The sequence below is a fragment of the Pseudomonas anuradhapurensis genome, from assembly GCF_014269225.2.
Taxonomy (GTDB): domain Bacteria; phylum Pseudomonadota; class Gammaproteobacteria; order Pseudomonadales; family Pseudomonadaceae; genus Aquipseudomonas; species Aquipseudomonas anuradhapurensis.
The window spans coordinates 3,291,450-3,308,658 of sequence record NZ_CP077097.1; the positions used below are offsets into that span (position 1 = coordinate 3,291,450).

Below are 17,209 nucleotides of genomic sequence, written 5' to 3' on the forward strand. Positions count from 1 at the left end.
CATTGTCTTCTGTGACAAAGGCTTATGCTGTGTTTTTGCACAGGTGTGACAGCAAATGTAGCGGATGGTGCCTGCGCTTGGATGAATGTGTAGGAAATTGCCTTTTTCATCGCCTGTGCCGGCCATTTCGTGGCCATGCCCCTTACCACGAGCCGGGTGCAAACCGTGATGGCTGCTGGGTTCCTGTGGGAGCGGGCGTGCCCGCGAAGAAGCCAAAGAGATTGACCCTGCTTGCCACCCAAGCCATGCTGCCTGCTCCCCTCCCCCACCGCACGATAGACCATGCTCACCTGGCTGACCCGCGACTCGCTGACCTTCCCACCTCTGGAAAAAGCCCTGCACGAGCCCAACGGCCTGCTGGCCGCCGGCGGCGATCTGAGCCCCGAGCGCCTGGTGCAGGCTTATCGCCATGGCTGCTTCCCCTGGTACCAGGACGGCCAGCCAATCCTCTGGTGGTCACCCGACCCGCGCACGGTACTGTTTCCGGACCAGCTGCACGTATCGCGGTCGCTGGCCAAGCTGCTGCGCCAGGGCCGCTACCAGGTCAGCTTCGACACCGACTTCGCCGCCGTGATCGCCGCCTGCGCCGCCCCTCGCGACTACGCCGATGGCACCTGGATCACCGACACCATGCGCGCTGCCTACTGCGAACTGCACCAGCGCGGCATCGCCCATTCGGTGGAAGTGCGCCAGGACGGCGAGCTGGTCGGCGGCCTGTACGGCCTGGCCATGGGCCAGCTGTTCTTCGGCGAATCGATGTTCAGCCGCGCCGACAATGCTTCCAAGGTCGGCTTCGTGACCTTGGTCAACCACCTGCGCCAGGCCGGCTTCGTCCTCATCGATTGCCAGATGCCGACCAACCATCTGCACAGCCTGGGCGCCCAGGCCATCAGCCGCGCCGAGTTCGCCGGCTACCTGGCACGCCACCTCGACCAGCCCAACAGCGCTACCTGGGTTCCCTAGGCGAGTTCCCATAGCTGGCATACACTTAAAACAAAGTCTCACCGAGGGGGTTGATCATGACAGAGTTGGCGCGGTTGAAGTTCTATGCCACTCAACCCCACTCCTGCAGCTACCTGCCCGACGAACAGGCCACCACGCTGTTCCTCGACCCCAGCCAGCCGATGGACGTGCATGTGTACGCCGATTTGTCGGAGATGGGCTTTCGTCGCAGTGGCGACCACCTGTACCGCCCGCATTGCCAGAACTGCAATGCCTGCGTACCGGCACGCATCCCCGCGGCGCGCTTCATCCCCAACCGCCAGCAACGCCGCATCCTCAAGCGCAACGCCGACCTGACCGTGACCGCGGCACGCCCGGCGTTCAAGGAAGAGTACTTCGACCTGTACCGGCGCTATATCGAAACGCGCCATGCCGACGGGGACATGTACCCGCCCAGCCGCGACCAGTTTTCCACGTTTCTGGTACGCGACCTGCCGTTCTGCTGGTTCTACGAATTCCGCCTGGAAGGCCGCCTGATGGCGGTGGCCGTGTGCGACCTGCTGCCCAACGGCCTGTCGGCGGTGTACACCTTCTACGAGCCGGAAGAAGAACGCCGCAGCCTGGGCCGCTTCGCCATCCTCTGGCAGATCACCGAAGCCCTGCGCCAGGACCTGGAGGCGGTGTACCTGGGCTACTGGATCAAGAACTGCAAGAAAATGAACTACAAGACGCAATATCGGCCCATCGAACTGCTGATCAACCAACGCTGGGTCACCCTCAACTGAAAGGCATTGGCTTGACACACAATTTTCGGGCATAATCCACGCCACTTTTTTGCCCGGTGCGGTTATGCGTCGGGCCAACACTGGATCCGAGGGCTCTACTGCATGTCGAAAGAAGACAGCTTCGAAATGGAAGGTACTGTCGTCGACACCCTGCCCAACACCATGTTCCGCGTGGAGTTGGAAAACGGGCACGTCGTAACCGCGCACATCTCCGGAAAGATGCGCAAGAACTACATCCGTATTCTCACTGGCGACAAGGTCCGCGTCGAACTGACGCCGTACGACCTGAGCAAGGGCCGCATCACCTACCGTGCGCGCTAAGCTCAAGCCATGAAAAAGCCCGGCCATGTGCCGGGCTTTTTTGTGCCTTCAGGACTTTAGGGGGCTGCTTTGCAGCCCTTCGCGGGCACGCCCGCTCCCACAGGGGGATAGCTATTACCTGCGGGAGCGGGCGTGTCCGCGAAGGGCCGCAAAGCGGCCCCATCTATCAAGCAACCTCAGCCGTGGTTTCGAAGTCGAACACCAGTTCGCCATCGCGCAGGTCGACGTGCACCACGCCACCATGCTCGGCCAGCTCGCCAAACAGGATCTCCTCGGCCAATGGCCGCTTGATCTTGTCCTGGATCAGCCGCGCCATCGGCCGCGCGCCCATCTGCACGTCGTAGCCCGAGGCCGCCAGCCAGCCGCGCGCGGCATCGCTGACTTCCAGCAGCACCCGCTTGTCTTCCAGCTGCGCCTGCAGTTCGATAAGGAACTTGTCGACGATGCTCTTGATCGTCTCGTGGCTCAGGCGGCCGAACTGGATGATGGTGTCCAGGCGGTTGCGGAACTCCGGCGTGAAGCTCTTGCGGATGACTTCCATGGCATCGGACGCGTGGTCCTGGTGAGTGAAGCCGATCGAGGCCCGCGCGGCCGTTTCGGCACCGGCGTTGGTGGTCATGATCAGGATCACGTTACGGAAGTCGGCCTTGCGCCCGTTGTTGTCGGTCAGGGTACCGTGGTCCATCACCTGCAGCAGCAGGTTGAAGACTTCCGGGTGGGCCTTCTCGATTTCGTCGAGCAGCAATACGCAGTGCGGTTGCTTGGTGATTGCCTCGGTCAGCAAGCCACCCTGGTCAAAGCCAACATAACCGGGCGGCGCACCGATCAGGCGCGACACGGTGTGGCGCTCCATGTATTCGGACATGTCGAAGCGCACCAGCTCCACGCCCAGTGCCTTGGCCAGTTGCCGCGCTGCTTCGGTCTTGCCGACGCCGGTCGGGCCGGCGAACAGGAACGAACCGACCGGCTTGTCTGGCGACTTGAGGCCGGCGCGCGACAGCTTGATGGCGGTGGCCAGCGAATCAATGGCCGCATCCTGGCCGAACACGGTCAGTTTCAGGTCGCGCTCGAGGTTGCGCAGCAGCTCCTTGTCGGAACTGGTGACGTGTTTTGGCGGAATCCGCGCGATCTTGGCGACGATGTCCTCGACCTGCGGCACGTCGATACGCTTGACCCTGTTGGCTTCCGGCTGCAGGCGCTGGTAGGCACCGGCTTCGTCGATGACGTCAATGGCCTTGTCCGGCATGTGCCGGTCATTGATATAGCGCGAAGCGAGTTCGGCGGCGGCGCGCAGGGCTTCGTCGCTGTACTCGATGTTGTGGTGGCTTTCGAAGCGACCTTTCAGGCCACGCAGGATGCCCACGGTGTCTTCCACCGATGGCTCGCTGACATCGACCTTCTGGAAGCGCCGCGCCAGGGCGCGGTCCTTCTCGAAGATGCCACGGAATTCCTGGAACGTGGTCGAGCCGATGCAGCGAATTTCGCCCGACGACAGCAGCGGCTTGAGCAGGTTGGACGCATCCATCACCCCGCCCGATGCCGCACCGGCACCGATGATGGTGTGGATCTCGTCGATGAACAGGATCGCCTGCGGGCGCTTGCGCAGCTCGCCGAGCAGCGCCTTGAAGCGCTTCTCGAAGTCGCCACGGTACTTGGTACCGGCCAGCAGCGCGCCCAGGTCGAGGGAATACACCACGCTCTGCGCCAGCAGGTCGGGCACCTGGCCATCGACGATACGCTTGGCCAGGCCTTCGGCGATGGCAGTCTTGCCCACGCCGGCTTCACCCACCAGCAGCGGGTTGTTCTTGCGCCGCCGCGCCAGGATCTGCGCCACGCGCTCCACTTCCTGCTCGCGACCGACCAGCGGGTCGATACGGCCGGCACGGGCCAGCTCGTTCAGGTTGCTGGCATAGGCATCCAGCGGGTTGCTCGAAGAAGCGGTATCGCCGCCTTCATCGTCCTGCATTTCCTGGTCGTTTTCGGAATGCGAACCATGGCCCGGCACCTTGGAGATGCCGTGGGCGATGTAGTTGACCACGTCGATGCGGGCCACGCTCTGCTGCTTGAGCAGGAACACGGCCTGGCTTTCCTGTTCGCTGAAGATCGCTACCAGCACGTTGGCGCCGGTGACTTCACGCTTGCCGGAGCTTTGCACGTGGAACACGGCACGCTGCAGCACGCGCTGGAAGCCCAGGGTCGGCTGGGTTTCGCGGTCTTCGTCGTTGACCGGAATCAGTGGGGTGGTGGAATCGATGAACTCTTGCAGGTCGTGCTTGAGCTTGTCGAGATTGGCGCCACAGGCGCGCAGAACGGTCGCGGCAGCCTCATTGTCAAGGAGTGCCAGCAGCAGATGCTCGACGGTCATGAACTCATGACGCTTCGAACGGGCCTCCTTGAAGGCAAGATTGAGGGTGACTTCGAGCTCGCGGTTTAACATAGCTTCACCTCATACCCAAGTGGTCGGCTTTTAACCGTCCTTCTCGATTTCACAGAGTAGCGGATGCTGGCTTTCCCTGGCGTATTGGTTGACCTGCATAGCCTTTGTTTCGGCGATGTCACGGGTAAACAATCCGCACACTGCCCGCCCTTCGGTATGGACGGTCAGCATGATCTTGGTCGCCAGCTCGCGGTTCAGATTGAAGAACGTCTCGAGCACTTCGACGACGAAATCCATCGGCGTGTAGTCATCGTTGAACAAAACCACCTTGTACATCGGTGGCGCCTGCAGGATCGGCTTGGCTTCCTGAACCGCAAGACCTGAGCCGTCGTCCTCATTCGATTGCGGGCGATCCTGATTGAATGTTAGTCGAATCTCACTAGGTGCATGCATGGAAAGAATTTCATCATGAGCGACAGGTTAAGGTTGTGGGTTGACTGCAAAAGCCGCCACCGGAGCACGCGCCGCGTGACCTTGACTAACGGCAAAACGGTGTTACAAACAATAAGAACCCACCGTGGTCGATAAAGATCCGCGCAGTCAACCAGATTTTTCGCAAGGTTCGTATGCGGATGAAGTGGATGATACTCCAGTGATGGAGTCCTTTGCAGAGGGACATAGGGATGGCAAGCGGTAAAGTCAAGTGGTTCAACAATGCCAAGGGCTACGGGTTCATCAATGAAGAGGGCAAGAGCGAAGACTTGTTCGCTCATTATTCGGCCATCCAGATGGACGGTTACAAGACCCTGAAGGCCGGCCAGGCGGTGAGTTTCGAAATCGTCCAGGGCCCCAAAGGCCTGCACGCGGTGAATATCAGCAACAAAGCCCCCAGCCCCTCCGCCGCCAGCGCCCATTCCGCCGGCAGCCCTGCCGACGCCTGAGTGCCGCGGCGCCTGTCGGCAGGCAAAAAACCGGCCGCCTCCTTACGGAAGCGGCCGGTTTTGCGTTGCCTCACATATGCTTGATCATTTCATCGCCAAAGCCTGAACTGCTGACCAGGGTGGCGCCCTCCATCAACCGCTCGAAGTCGTAGGTCACCGTCTTGGCGGCAATCGCGCCATTGGTGCCCTTGATGATCAGGTCGGCCGCTTCGGTCCAGCCCATGTGCCGCAGCATCATTTCAGCCGAGAGGATCACCGACCCTGGGTTGACCTTGTCCTGCCCGGCATACTTGGGCGCGGTGCCATGGGTAGCTTCGAACATGGCCACCGTGTCGGACAGGTTGGCCCCCGGCGCGATGCCGATGCCGCCCACCTCTGCCGCCAGGGCATCGGACAGGTAGTCACCGTTGAGGTTGAGGGTGGCAATCACGTCGTACTCGGCCGGGCGCAACAGGATCTGCTGCAGCATGGCGTCGGCGATGGCGTCCTTGACGATGACCTCGCGGCCGCTCTTGGGGTTGCGGAACTTCATCCACGGGCCGCCGTCGAGCAATTCGGCACCGAACTCGTCACGCGCCACCTCGTAGCCCCAGTCCTTGAAGGCGCCTTCGGTGAACTTCATGATGTTGCCCTTGTGCACCAGGGTCAGCGATTCGCGGTCGTTGTCCACCACGTACTGCAAGGCCTTGCGCACCAGGCGCTTGGTCCCCTCGCGGGACACCGGCTTGACGCCGATACCGCAGTCCTGGTCGAAGCGGATCTTGGTGACGCCCATTTCCTCCTTGAGGAACTTGATCACCTTGTTCGCCTCGGGCGAACCGGCCTTCCACTCGATGCCGGCATAGATGTCCTCGGAGTTCTCGCGGAAGATCACCATGTCGACGTCGCCAGGCTTCTTCACCGGGCTTGGCACGCCCTGGAACCACAGCACCGGGCGCAGGCACACGTACAGGTCGAGCTGCTGGCGCAAGGCTACGTTGAGCGAACGGATACCGCCGCCCACCGGCGTGGTCAGCGGCCCCTTGATCGACACCACGTAATCACGCACGGCATCGAGGGTTTCCTGCGGCAACCAGGTGTCCTGGTCGTACACCTGGGTGGCCTTCTCGCCAGCGTACACCTCCATCCAGGCGATCTTGCGCTTGCCGCCGTAGGCCTTCTGCACGGCGGCGTCGACCACCTTGATCATGACCGGCGAGACATCCACGCCGATGCCATCGCCTTCGATATAGGGAATGATCGGGTTGTCAGGCACGTTGAGCGAATGGTCGGCATTGACGGTGATCTTGGCGCCGTCGGTCGGAACCTTGATTTTCTGGTATCCCATGCTTGCACTACTCCGCTGTCGGGTATGTGTGTTTGGTCATCTGCGATCCAATGAGACTAAACCACATCTGCCGAGGTGCAAGGCATGCGACAACCGACCACATTGCGGGTACGTCTTTGGTCTTATAAATGGGCCGATATCACTTGGCCTTGCTGATTAGCCCGAATGGTTTGGTATACTGCGCCGCGACCGAAGGGTCATCGGGGCGATCCCTTGGAAAAATGCGGACCGCCCTCGGCCATGAACGGCCACTAAGCCTGGGCTGTTACCGCAGTTCAGCACTTGACGCTCGACTGATGCATCCACCATCACCGCTCGCAGCCTCTCGACTTTCCGCTCATGGCGCTGCCAGGGCGATGCGCCTACCCTGCGCACCACGAGACTCGAGCACGCTCAGCACACAGAGAGTTAACCCGCATGCCCACCCGTTCCAAGATCATCTATACCTTCACCGACGAAGCCCCCGCCCTCGCCACCTACTCGCTGCTGCCGATCATCGAAGCCTTCACCGCTTCGGCTGACATCGCCGTCGAAACCCGCGACATCTCCCTGGCTGGCCGTATCCTCGCCGCCTTCCCGGAGCAACTGGGCGCAGAGAAGCAAGTAGGCGATCACCTGGCGGAACTGGGCCAGCTGGCTACCACCCCCGAAGCCAACATCATCAAGCTGCCGAACATCAGCGCCTCGGTACCGCAGCTGAAAGCCGCGATCAAGGAACTGCAAGCCAAGGGCTACAACATCCCTGACTATGCCGACGAGCCGGCCACCGCGGAAGAGAAAGAATCCCGCGCCCGCTACGACCGCATCAAAGGCTCCGCCGTCAACCCGGTACTGCGCGAAGGCAACTCCGACCGCCGTGCACCACTGTCGGTGAAGAACTACGCGCGCAAGCACCCGCACAAGATGGGCGCCTGGGCTGCCGACTCCAAGTCGCACGTCGCCCACATGACCCAAGGCGACTTCTACGGCAGCGAGAAAGCCGCGCTGATCGAAGCCGACGACACCCTGCGCATCGAGCTGGTGGGCAAAGACGGCAGCACCACCGTGCTGAAGGAAAAGACCGCCGTCAAAGCCGCTGAAGTCATCGACTGCGCCACCATGAGCCGCAAGGCCCTGAAAGCCTTCATCGCCGAGCAGATCGCCGATGCCAAGGCCTCTGGCGTCCTGCTGTCGGTGCACCTGAAAGCCACCATGATGAAGGTCTCCGACCCGATCATGTTCGGCGTCATCGTCGAAGAGTTCTACGGCGACGTGCTGGCCAAGCACGCCGCTGCCCTTGCCGAAGTAGGCTTCAACGCCAACAACGGCATCGGCGACCTGTACGCCCGCGTCAAGGACCTGCCAGTCGAGAAGCAGGCCGAGATCGAAGCCGACATCCAGGCCCTGTACGCCCAGCGTCCGGCCCTGGCCATGGTCAACTCCGACAAGGGCATCACCAACCTGCACGTGCCGAGCGACGTCATCGTCGACGCCTCGATGCCCGCCATGATCCGTGACTCGGGCAAGATGTGGAACGCCGCCGGCGAACTGCAGGACGCCAAGGCAATCATCCCGGACCGCTGCTACGCCGGTATCTACCAGGCCACCATCGAAGACTGCAAGGCCAACGGTGCCTTCGACCCGACCACCATGGGCAGCGTGCCGAACGTTGGCCTGATGGCACAGAAGGCCGAAGAGTACGGCTCCCACGACAAGACCTTCCAGATCAAGGCCGACGGCGTTGTTCGCGTGGTCGACAGCAAAGGCAAGGTCGTGCTCGAGCAGAACGTCGAAGCCGGTGACATCTTCCGCATGTGCCAGGTCAAGGACGCCCCGATCCAGGACTGGGTCAAGCTGGCCGTCAACCGTGCCCGCCTGAGCAACACCCCGGCAGTGTTCTGGCTGGACCCGGCCCGCGCCCACGACGGCGTGATGATCGAGAAGGTGCAGAAGTACCTGAAGGATCACGACACTTCCGGCCTGGACATCCGCATCCTGGCCCCGGTGGACGCCATCAAGTTCTCCCTGGCCCGCATCCGCGAAGGCAAGGACACCATCTCCGTGACCGGCAACGTGCTGCGCGACTACCTGACCGACCTGTTCCCGATCATGGAACTGGGCACCAGCGCCAAGATGCTGTCGATCGTGCCGCTGATGAACGGCGGTGGCCTGTTCGAAACCGGCGCCGGCGGTTCGGCACCGAAGCACGTGCAGCAGCTGGTGGAAGAGAACTTCCTGCGTTGGGATTCGCTGGGTGAATTCCTGGCCCTGGCCGCTTCTCTGGAGCACCTGGGCAACACCTACGACAACCCGCGCGCCAAAGTGCTGGCCAACACCCTGGACCAGGCTACCGGCAAGTTCCTCGACACCAACAAGTCGCCTTCGCGCAAAGTCGGTGGTATCGACAACCGTGGCAGCCACTTCTACCTGACCCTGTACTGGGCCCAGGCCCTGGCTGCGCAGACCGACGACGCTGCCCTGCAGGCGCGCTTCGCCCCACTGGCCAAGACCCTGACCGAGAACGAGGAGACCATCGTCGCCGAGCTCAACGCCGTTCAGGGCAAGCCGGCCGACATCGGTGGCTACTACGCCCCGGATGCCGAGCTGACCGCCAAGGTGATGCGCCCAAGCCAGACCCTGAACAGCGCCATTGCCGCCCTGTAAGGTTCGCTTGAAGTAACCGCACAAACCCCGGCCACGCACCGGGGTTTGTGCTTTCTGGATAAACGATTTCTGGCTGCCCGCGCGGACCCTGTGGGAGCGGGTTCACCCGCGAATGCGATGGCGAAGCCACTGAAGCATTCGCGGGTAAACCCGCTCCCACATGGGCTGCGCAGGCCTCTAAGGAGCTGTTCATGACCTGGCAACCCCACATCACCGTCGCCACCATCGTCGAACGCGAAGGCAAGTTCCTCTTCGTCGAAGAATTCAAAGCCAACCAGCACGTGTTCAACCAACCCGCCGGCCACCTCGAACCCAACGAGACCCTGCCCCAGGCCGCCCTGCGCGAAACCCTCGAAGAAACCGCCTGGGAAGTCGAGCTGACCGGGGTGGTCGGCATCTACCTGTACACCGCGCCCAACAACGGCGTGACCTACCAGCGCATCTGCTTCGCCGCCCGCCCCGTGCGCCACCACGCCGACCTGGCCCTGGACAGCGACATCGTCCGCGCCGTGTGGCTGACCCGCGAGCAACTGCTGGCCGACCCGGCCCGCTGGCGCAGCGAGCTGGTACCACGCTGCCTCGATGACTACCTGAAAGGCCCGTTGCACAGTCTCGACCTGCTGCGCGACTGACGTGGCGCCGCGGGTTTGATAGAATCGGCGCTTTTCCCCCCTGATACACACCGGTAACCATGACCAGCCCAGCACTCAAAGACCCCGCCAAGACCCGCGTCATCGTCGGCATGTCCGGCGGCGTGGACTCTTCCGTCTCCGCCCTTCTGCTCATGGAGCAGGGCTACCAGGTGGAAGGGCTGTTCATGAAGAACTGGGAAGAAGACGACGGCACCGAATACTGCACCGCCCGTGAAGACCTGGCCGACGCCCAGGCCGTGTGCGACCGCATCGGCATCAAGCTGCACACCGCCAACTTCGCTGCCGAATACTGGGACAACGTCTTCGAGCATTTCCTCGAGGAATACAAGGCCGGCCGTACGCCCAACCCGGACATCCTCTGCAACCGCGAAATCAAGTTCAAGGCGTTCCTCGACTACGCCCTGTCGCTGGGTGCCGACCTGATCGCCACCGGCCACTACGTGCGCCGCCGCGACACCGGCGAACGCACCGAACTGCTCAAGGGCCTGGACCCGAACAAGGACCAGAGCTACTTCCTGCACGCCGTCGGCGGCAAGGAAATCGCCCGTACCCTGTTCCCGGTTGGCGAACTGGAAAAACCCGAAGTGCGCGCCATCGCCGAAAAACATGGCCTGGCCACCGCCAAGAAAAAGGATTCCACCGGCATCTGCTTCATCGGCGAGCGCCGTTTCAGCGACTTCCTCAAGCAGTACCTGCCAGCCCAGCCGGGCAACATCGAAACCACCGACGGCGAAGTGATCGGCCGCCACCACGGCCTGATGTACCACACCATCGGCCAGCGCCAGGGCCTGGGTATCGGCGGCCTGAAGGATGCCGGTGACGAGCCGTGGTACGTGCTGCACAAGGACCTGGCGCGCAACGTGCTGGTGGTTGGCCAGGGCAACGACCACCCCTGGTTGTTCTCGCGGGCCCTGCTGGCCTCGGAAATCTTCTGGGTCAACCCCATCGACCTCGCCAGCCCGCGGCAGCTCACCGCCAAGGTTCGCTACCGCCAGGGCGACCAGCGCTGCACCCTGGAGCGCAGCGCAAGCGGTTACCGCGCCGTGTTCGACGAACCGCAGCGCGCCGTCACGCCCGGCCAGTCGGTGGTGTTCTACGATGGCGAGGTGTGCCTGGGTGGTGGCGTGATCGAGACCGCCGAGCCGTGGAGCCCGCGCGCATGAGCAACCTGCAGGAGCAGCTGATTGCGCTGGGTGGCGTGTTCCAGGCCGCGGTGCTGGTGGACCGCATCGCCCGCACCGGGCAGGCCAGCGAGGCCAACATCGGTTGCATGCTGGGCAGCCTGCTGGTGCGTGACCCCAAGGACACCCTGGAGGTGTTCGGCGGCGACGACCTCAACCTGCGCGACGGCTACCGTGCGCTGGTCGGTGCCCTGGAGCGCGACCCCAGCAGCCTGCAGCGTGAGCCGCTGCGCTATGCCCTGTCGATACTCGGCCTGGAGCGCCAGTTGAACAAGCGCGCCGACCTGCTCGACACCATCGGCAACCGCCTGCCGCAAATCCAGTCCCAGGCCGAGCACTTCGGCCTGGTTCACGAAAACGTCATCGCTTCCAGCGGAGCCTTGTACCAGGACACCCTGAGCACCTTGCGCCAGCGTATCCAGGTGCATGGCGACATGCGTTTCCTGCAGCAGGCCAGCAACGCCTCGAAGATCCGCGCCCTGCTGCTCGCCGGTATCCGCGCCGCCCGCCTGTGGCGCCAGCTGGGCGGCCACCGCTGGCAGCTGGTGTTCAGCCGGCGCAAGTTGCTCAACGAACTGTACGACATGATGCGTTCGCCTTCCTGAAGGCGATGCCCCGTTGTAGGAGCGGCCTTGTGTCGCGAAAGGGCTGCGCAGCAGCCCCGGAGTTGCCGCCCTAGCACAGATTGCCGGGGCCGCTGCGCGACCCTTTCGCGACACAAGGCCGCTCCTACAGGCAAAATTCATGTATGATATGCGCCCTTCCAAAAGCCTGACTGTCCGAGAACACCCCATGCAGCTCTCTTCGCTCACTGCGGTTTCCCCTGTAGACGGCCGTTATGCCGGCAAAACCCAGGCCTTGCGCCCCATTTTCAGCGAATTCGGCCTGATCCGTTTCCGCGCCCTGGTCGAAGTGCGCTGGCTGCAGCGCCTGGCCGCCCACCCGCAGATCGGCGAAGTGCCGGCGTTCTCCGCCGAAGCCAACGCCCTGCTGGACAGCCTGGCCACCGATTTCAAGCTTGAGCACGCCGAACGCGTCAAGGAAATCGAGCGCACCACCAACCACGACGTCAAGGCGATCGAATACCTCCTCAAGGAGCAGGCCGCCAAGCTGCCTGAGCTGGCCAAGGTCAGCGAGTTCATCCACTTCGCCTGCACCAGCGAGGACATCAACAACCTGTCCCACGCGCTGATGCTGCGTGCCGGCCGCGACGACGTGCTGCTGCCGCTGATGCGCCAGATCGCCGACGCCATCCGCGCCCTCGCCCACGCCCATGCCGACGTGCCGATGCTGTCGCGTACCCACGGCCAGCCGGCATCGCCGACTACCCTGGGCAAAGAGCTGGCCAACGTGGTGTACCGCCTGGAGCGCCAGATCGCCCAGGTTGCCGCCGTGCCGCTGCTGGGCAAGATCAACGGTGCCGTGGGCAACTACAACGCCCACCTGTCGGCCTACTCGCAGATCGACTGGGAGCAGAACGCCCGCGCCTTCATCGAAGACGAGCTGGGCCTGCAGTTCAACCCGTACACCACCCAGATCGAGCCGCACGACTACATCGCCGAGCTGTTCGACGCCATCGCCCGCTTCAACACCATCCTGATCGACTTCGACCGTGACGTGTGGGGCTACATCTCGCTGGGCTACTTCAAGCAGAAGACCGTCGCCGGCGAAATCGGCTCGTCGACCATGCCGCACAAGGTCAACCCGATCGACTTCGAAAACTCCGAAGGCAACCTGGGCATCGCCAACGCGCTGTTCCAGCACCTGGCCAGCAAGCTGCCGATATCGCGCTGGCAGCGTGACCTGACCGACTCCACCGTGCTGCGCAACCTGGGCGTGGGCTTTGCCCACAGCGTCATCGCCTACGAAGCCAGCCTGAAAGGCATCGGCAAGCTGGAAGTCAACGAAGCCCGCATCGCCGCCGACCTGGACGCCTGCTGGGAAGTGCTGGCCGAACCGATCCAGACCGTAATGCGCCGTTTCAACATCGAAAACCCCTACGAGAAGCTCAAGGAGCTGACCCGTGGCAAGGGCATTACCCCGGAAGCGCTGCTGACCTTCATCGATGGCCTGGACATGCCAGCCGAAGCCAAGGCCGAGCTCAAGCAGCTGACCCCGGCTACCTACATCGGCAACGCGGCAGCACAGGCCAAACGCATCTAAGCTGACCGTCGCGTTCAACGCCCGGCCTTGCCGGGCGTTTTTATTCGCGGACGAAAATGACATTTTTTCAATAGGTTGAACATGAATCCTGATACTCCACTGCAGCTGCTCGGCGGCATCTCGGCCCGCGAATTCATGCGCGACTACTGGCAGAAGAAGCCGCTGCTGGTGCGCCAGGCCTTCCCGGACTTCATCAGCCCGATCGACCCCGACGAGCTGGCCGGCCTGGCCCTGGAAGAGGAAGTCGAGTCGCGTATCGTGCTGGAACACGGGGCGCACCCGTGGGAGCTGCGCCGCGGCCCGTTCAACGAAGACACCTTTGCCGAGCTGCCGGAAAAGGACTGGACCCTGCTGGTGCAGGCCGTGGACCAGTTCGTCCCGGAAGTTGCCGAACTGCTGGAAAACTTCCGTTTCCTGCCGAGCTGGCGCATCGATGACGTGATGATCAGCTTCGCTGCCCCCGGTGGCAGTGTCGGCCCGCATTTCGACAACTACGACGTGTTCCTGCTGCAGGGGCATGGCCAGCGCAACTGGAAGATCGGCCAGATGTGCAGCAGCGACAGCCCGCTGCTGGAGCACGCCGACCTGCGCATCCTCGCTGCCTTCGAGCAGAGCGAAGAGTGGACCCTGGAGCCGGGCGACATGCTCTACCTGCCACCGCGGCTGGCCCACTACGGTGTGGCGGTGGACGACTGCCTGACCTACTCGGTCGGCTTCCGGGCCCCCAGCGCCGCCGAGGTGCTGACCCACTTCACCGACTTCCTCGGCCAGTTCCTGCCGGATGAAGAGCGCTACAGCGATGCCGACGCCCAGCCGGTCAGCGACCCGCACCAGATCCAGCACGACGCGCTCGACCGCCTCAAGGCCCTGCTCGACAAGCACATGAGCGACAAGGACCTGCTGCTGACCTGGTTCGGCCAGTTCATGACCGAGCCGCGCTACCCGGAACAGATCGTCGGTGAAGACCTCAGCGAAGAGGAACTGATCGACGCCCTTGAACAAGGCGCCATCCTGATCCGCAACCCGAGCGCCCGCCTGGCCTGGTCCGAGTTCGAAGACGACCTGCTGCTGTTCGCCAGCGGCCGCAGCTGCCCGCTGCCGGGCAAGCTGCGCGAGCTGCTGAAGCTGGTCTGCGCCGCCGACGCGCTGCACATCGACAACCTGGCCGAGTGGCTGCAGGATGAAGACGGCCTGATGCTGGTACAGCAGCTGGTCAAACAAGGAAGCCTGGGATTCGCCAATGAATAAGATTCATGTGCGCCTCGCCGACTGGCACAAGGACAACGCCGACATCCGCCGTATCCGCGAAGCGGTGTTCATTGCCGAACAGCACGTACCACCGGAGCTCGAGTGGGACTCGGATGACCCGACCGCCGCGCACTTCCTGGCGCTGGAAGGCGACTACCCGATCGGCACCGCCCGCCTGCTGCCGGACGGCACCATTGGCCGGGTCTCGGTACTGAAGGACTGGCGTGGGCTGAAGGTGGGTGACGCGCTGATGAACGCAGTCATCGCCGAAGCGCAGAACCGCGACCTGAAGCAGCAGATGCTCAGCGCCCAGGTACATGCCACGCCGTTCTACGAGCGGCTGGGCTTTCGCGTGGTCAGCGAGGAATTCCTCGAAGCCGGCATCCCGCACGTGGACATGGTGCGCGATTCGCGCGCCTGATGCTTGACCTGCACCGGCCTCGTCGCGGGCTTGCCCGCTCCCACAAGGACCCCACAGATATTGATATCTGCGCAGTACCTGTGGGAGCGGGCAAGCCCGCGAAGAGGCCGGCACAGCAAAACATATCTCCCCTGACAAAAACCTGTACATCCATCCAGATAAAACTTGCCTCCGCGCGCTCGCTTGCGCATCCTATCGCCCATCACTCTCGATGAAGCGTTCCCGGCCATGCGCCTGTTCCTCTGCGAAAAACCCTCCCAGGCCAAAGACATCGCCAAAGTGCTCGGCGCCAACCGCAAGGGCGACGGCTGCTGGCAAGGTACCGACGTCTGCGTGACCTGGTGCATCGGCCACCTGCTGGAAACCGCCCCGCCCGACAGCTACGACGAACGCTACAAGCGCTGGAACCTGGCCGACCTGCCGATCATTCCGGAACAATGGAAGATGCTGGTCAAGCCCAAGACCGCCAGCCAGTTCAAGGCGGTCAAGCGCCTGCTTGGCGAAGCGCGGGAGCTGGTGATCGCCACCGACGCCGACCGCGAGGGCGAGATGATTGCCCGCGAACTGGTCGAGCATTGCCGCTACCGCGGCCCGGTGCAGCGCCTGTGGTTGTCGGCACTGGACGACGCCTCCATCCGCAAGGCCCTGGCGCGTCTGCTGCCGGGCCACGAAACCTTCAACCTGTACCACTCGGCGCTGGGGCGCTCCCGCGCCGACTGGCTGATCGGCATGAACATGAGCCGGCTGTTCACCTTGTTGGGCCGCCAAGCCGGCTACCAGGGCGTGCTACCGGTGGGCCGGGTGCAAACACCAACCTTGCGCCTGGTGGTCGACCGCGACCGCAGCATCGCCGACTTCGTACCGGTGCCGTTCTGGGCCATCGACGTGCAACTGGAACATGCCGGCCAAGGCTTCAACGCCCAGTGGCGCGCGCCCGAAGACGCCTGTGACGACCAGGGCCGCTGCCTGAAACAGGACCTGGCACGGCAGGCCGCCGCCGACATCAACCAGGCCGGTAGCGCCCGGGCCGTAAAAGTGGCCACCGAGCGCGTACGCGAAGCCGCGCCACTGCCCTTCGACCTGGGCACCCTGCAGGAACTCTGCTCGAAAAAGTTCGGCCTCGGCGCCCAGGAAACCCTCGACATCGCCCAGGCCCTGTACGAAACCCACAAGCTGATCACCTACCCGCGCAGCGACTGTGGCTACCTGCCGCAAAGCCAGCACGGCGAGGCGCCGGCCATCCTCGCCGCCCTGCAACGGGCCGATGCCAGCCTGGCAGCGCTGCAGCCCCACCTGCAGCCGCAGCGCCGCTCGCGGGCCTGGAACGATGCCAAGGTCAGCGCCCACCACGGCATCATCCCGACCGCCGCCGCCAGCGACCCATCGCGCCTGCCGGCCAAGCACAAGGCGGTGTATACGCTGATCCGCGCCCGCTACCTGGCGCAGTTCCTGCCCAATCATGAATATGACCGTACCCAGGCCGACTTCGACTGCGCCGGCCATGCCCTGCGCGCGGTGGGCAAGCAGATCGTCGAACCCGGCTGGCGCCGCGCCCTGCCCGAGGCACTGACCCCGGCCAAGGGCCGCGAGGCGCCGCCGGCCCAGGTACTGCCAGCGCTGCGTGAGGGCCAGGACTGTGCAGTGCAAGGCCTGCAACTGAAAGATCTGTGGACCCAGCCGCCCAAGCCGTTTACCGAAGGCGACCTGATCAAGGCGATGAAGAACGTGGCCAAGCTGGTGGATGACCCGCGGCTGAAACAGAAGCTCAAGGAAACCACCGGCATCGGCACCGAGGCGACCCGCGCCAGCATCATCCAGGGCCTGCTCGACCGTGGCTACCTGGTAAAAAACGGCAAGGCCCTGGCCGCCACGCCTGCAGCCTTCAGCCTGATCGACGCCGTGCCCCGCGCGATCGCCGACCCCGGCACCACGGCAATCTGGGAGCAGGCGCTGGACATGGTGCAGAGCGGCGAAATGCCCCTGGAAGAGTTCGTCGCCCGCCAGTCGGCGTGGATGGGCAAGCTGGTGGAGCGCTGCAGTGGCATGCGCATCAGCATCAGCGGGCCGCCAGTGGGCAAGGCGGCGCCGTGGAAGAAGAAACGCCGCAGCGGTGGCGGCAAAGGCAAAAGCGCAGCTGGCTCGGCCAAGGCCAGCGAAGGCAAACCAAGGCAGGGCCGGCGCAAGGCGGCGGCGAAATGAGCCGCCGC

The 17,209-nt window shown here is 63.5% G+C and carries 15 protein-coding genes; 12 read left to right on the top strand and 3 right to left on the bottom strand.

The features are described 5' to 3' along the window. The first annotated feature begins 282 nt into the window (after positions 1-282). The 3 genes from aat to infA all read left to right on the top strand — a co-directional run bounded on the left by aat (position 283) and on the right by infA (position 2,048). Complete coding sequence (aat, locus tag HU763_RS15380) at positions 283-963, top strand: leucyl/phenylalanyl-tRNA--protein transferase (protein ID WP_186686994.1); 681 nt, start codon at positions 283-285, stop codon at positions 961-963. A 56-nt stretch (positions 964-1,019) separates the two neighbouring features. Beyond that, positions 1,020-1,727, top strand: a complete 708-nt coding sequence (locus HU763_RS15385) for an arginyltransferase (protein WP_170030562.1) — start codon at positions 1,020-1,022, stop codon at positions 1,725-1,727. 102 nt (positions 1,728-1,829) lie between these two features. Continuing rightward, positions 1,830-2,048, top strand: a complete 219-nt coding sequence (gene infA / locus HU763_RS15390; RefSeq protein ID WP_002553999.1) for a translation initiation factor IF-1 — start codon at positions 1,830-1,832, stop codon at positions 2,046-2,048. A 166-nt stretch (positions 2,049-2,214) separates the two neighbouring features. On the opposite strand, the gene clpA is transcribed toward infA, so the two are convergent. Together clpA and clpS are read right to left on the bottom strand one after the other, a co-directional pair. After that, positions 2,215-4,485 (bottom strand): ATP-dependent Clp protease ATP-binding subunit ClpA, encoded by a 2,271-nt coding sequence (gene clpA, locus HU763_RS15395; protein WP_170030564.1) that lies wholly within the window; start codon positions 4,483-4,485, stop codon positions 2,215-2,217. Between the two features lie 30 nt (positions 4,486-4,515). Next, on the bottom strand, positions 4,516-4,878 hold the full coding sequence (gene clpS / locus HU763_RS15400) for an ATP-dependent Clp protease adapter ClpS (RefSeq protein ID WP_013973290.1): 363 nt from the start codon (positions 4,876-4,878) through the stop codon (positions 4,516-4,518). 230 nt (positions 4,879-5,108) lie between these two features. Here clpS and cspD point away from each other — a divergent pair, with 230 nt between their 5' ends. Continuing rightward, entirely contained in the window at positions 5,109-5,366 is a 258-nt protein-coding gene (gene cspD / locus HU763_RS15405) for a cold shock domain-containing protein CspD (RefSeq protein ID WP_170030566.1), read from the top strand. A gap of 70 nt (positions 5,367-5,436) precedes the next feature. Here the strand turns inward: cspD and icd are convergent, their stop codons facing one another. Further along, positions 5,437-6,693 carry an NADP-dependent isocitrate dehydrogenase gene (icd, locus tag HU763_RS15410; RefSeq protein ID WP_186686991.1) on the bottom strand — a complete coding sequence of 419 codons (1,257 nt, stop codon included), beginning with the start codon at positions 6,691-6,693 and terminating at the stop codon, positions 5,437-5,439. 417 nt (positions 6,694-7,110) lie between these two features. Between icd and HU763_RS15415 the strand changes: the two genes are divergently transcribed. The 8 genes from HU763_RS15415 (at position 7,111) to HU763_RS15450 (ending at position 17,201) form a co-directional block, all read left to right on the top strand. After that, on the top strand, positions 7,111-9,336 hold the full coding sequence (locus tag HU763_RS15415) for an NADP-dependent isocitrate dehydrogenase (RefSeq protein WP_186686989.1): 2,226 nt from the start codon (positions 7,111-7,113) through the stop codon (positions 9,334-9,336). Between the two features lie 191 nt (positions 9,337-9,527). Continuing rightward, positions 9,528-9,968, top strand: coding sequence for an NUDIX hydrolase (locus tag HU763_RS15420; RefSeq protein WP_186686987.1), 441 nt, complete (start codon positions 9,528-9,530; stop codon positions 9,966-9,968). Positions 9,969-10,027: 59 nt separating this feature from the next. Beyond that, the gene (gene mnmA / locus HU763_RS15425) at positions 10,028-11,152 is read left to right on the top strand and encodes a tRNA 2-thiouridine(34) synthase MnmA (protein WP_170030574.1); all 1,125 of its coding nucleotides are present in this window, start codon (positions 10,028-10,030) and stop codon (positions 11,150-11,152) included. After that, positions 11,149-11,775: a high frequency lysogenization protein HflD gene (gene hflD / locus HU763_RS15430; RefSeq protein ID WP_170030576.1), complete on the top strand. Its 627-nt coding sequence runs from the start codon at positions 11,149-11,151 to the stop codon at positions 11,773-11,775. Before mnmA ends, hflD begins: the two co-directional genes overlap by 4 nt. Positions 11,776-11,962: 187 nt before the next feature. After that, positions 11,963-13,333 carry an adenylosuccinate lyase gene (gene purB, locus HU763_RS15435; RefSeq protein WP_170030578.1) on the top strand — a complete coding sequence of 457 codons (1,371 nt, stop codon included), beginning with the start codon at positions 11,963-11,965 and terminating at the stop codon, positions 13,331-13,333. 81 nt (positions 13,334-13,414) lie between these two features. Then, on the top strand, positions 13,415-14,581 hold the full coding sequence (locus HU763_RS15440; RefSeq protein WP_186686986.1) for a ribosomal protein uL16 3-hydroxylase: 1,167 nt from the start codon (positions 13,415-13,417) through the stop codon (positions 14,579-14,581). Further along, positions 14,574-15,002 (top strand): GNAT family N-acetyltransferase, encoded by a 429-nt coding sequence (locus HU763_RS15445; RefSeq protein ID WP_170030582.1) that lies wholly within the window; start codon positions 14,574-14,576, stop codon positions 15,000-15,002. Before HU763_RS15440 ends, HU763_RS15445 begins: the two co-directional genes overlap by 8 nt. 228 nt (positions 15,003-15,230) lie before the next feature. Then, positions 15,231-17,201 (top strand): DNA topoisomerase III, encoded by a 1,971-nt coding sequence (locus HU763_RS15450; RefSeq protein WP_186687160.1) that lies wholly within the window; start codon positions 15,231-15,233, stop codon positions 17,199-17,201. The last annotated feature ends 8 nt before the right edge of the window (positions 17,202-17,209 follow it).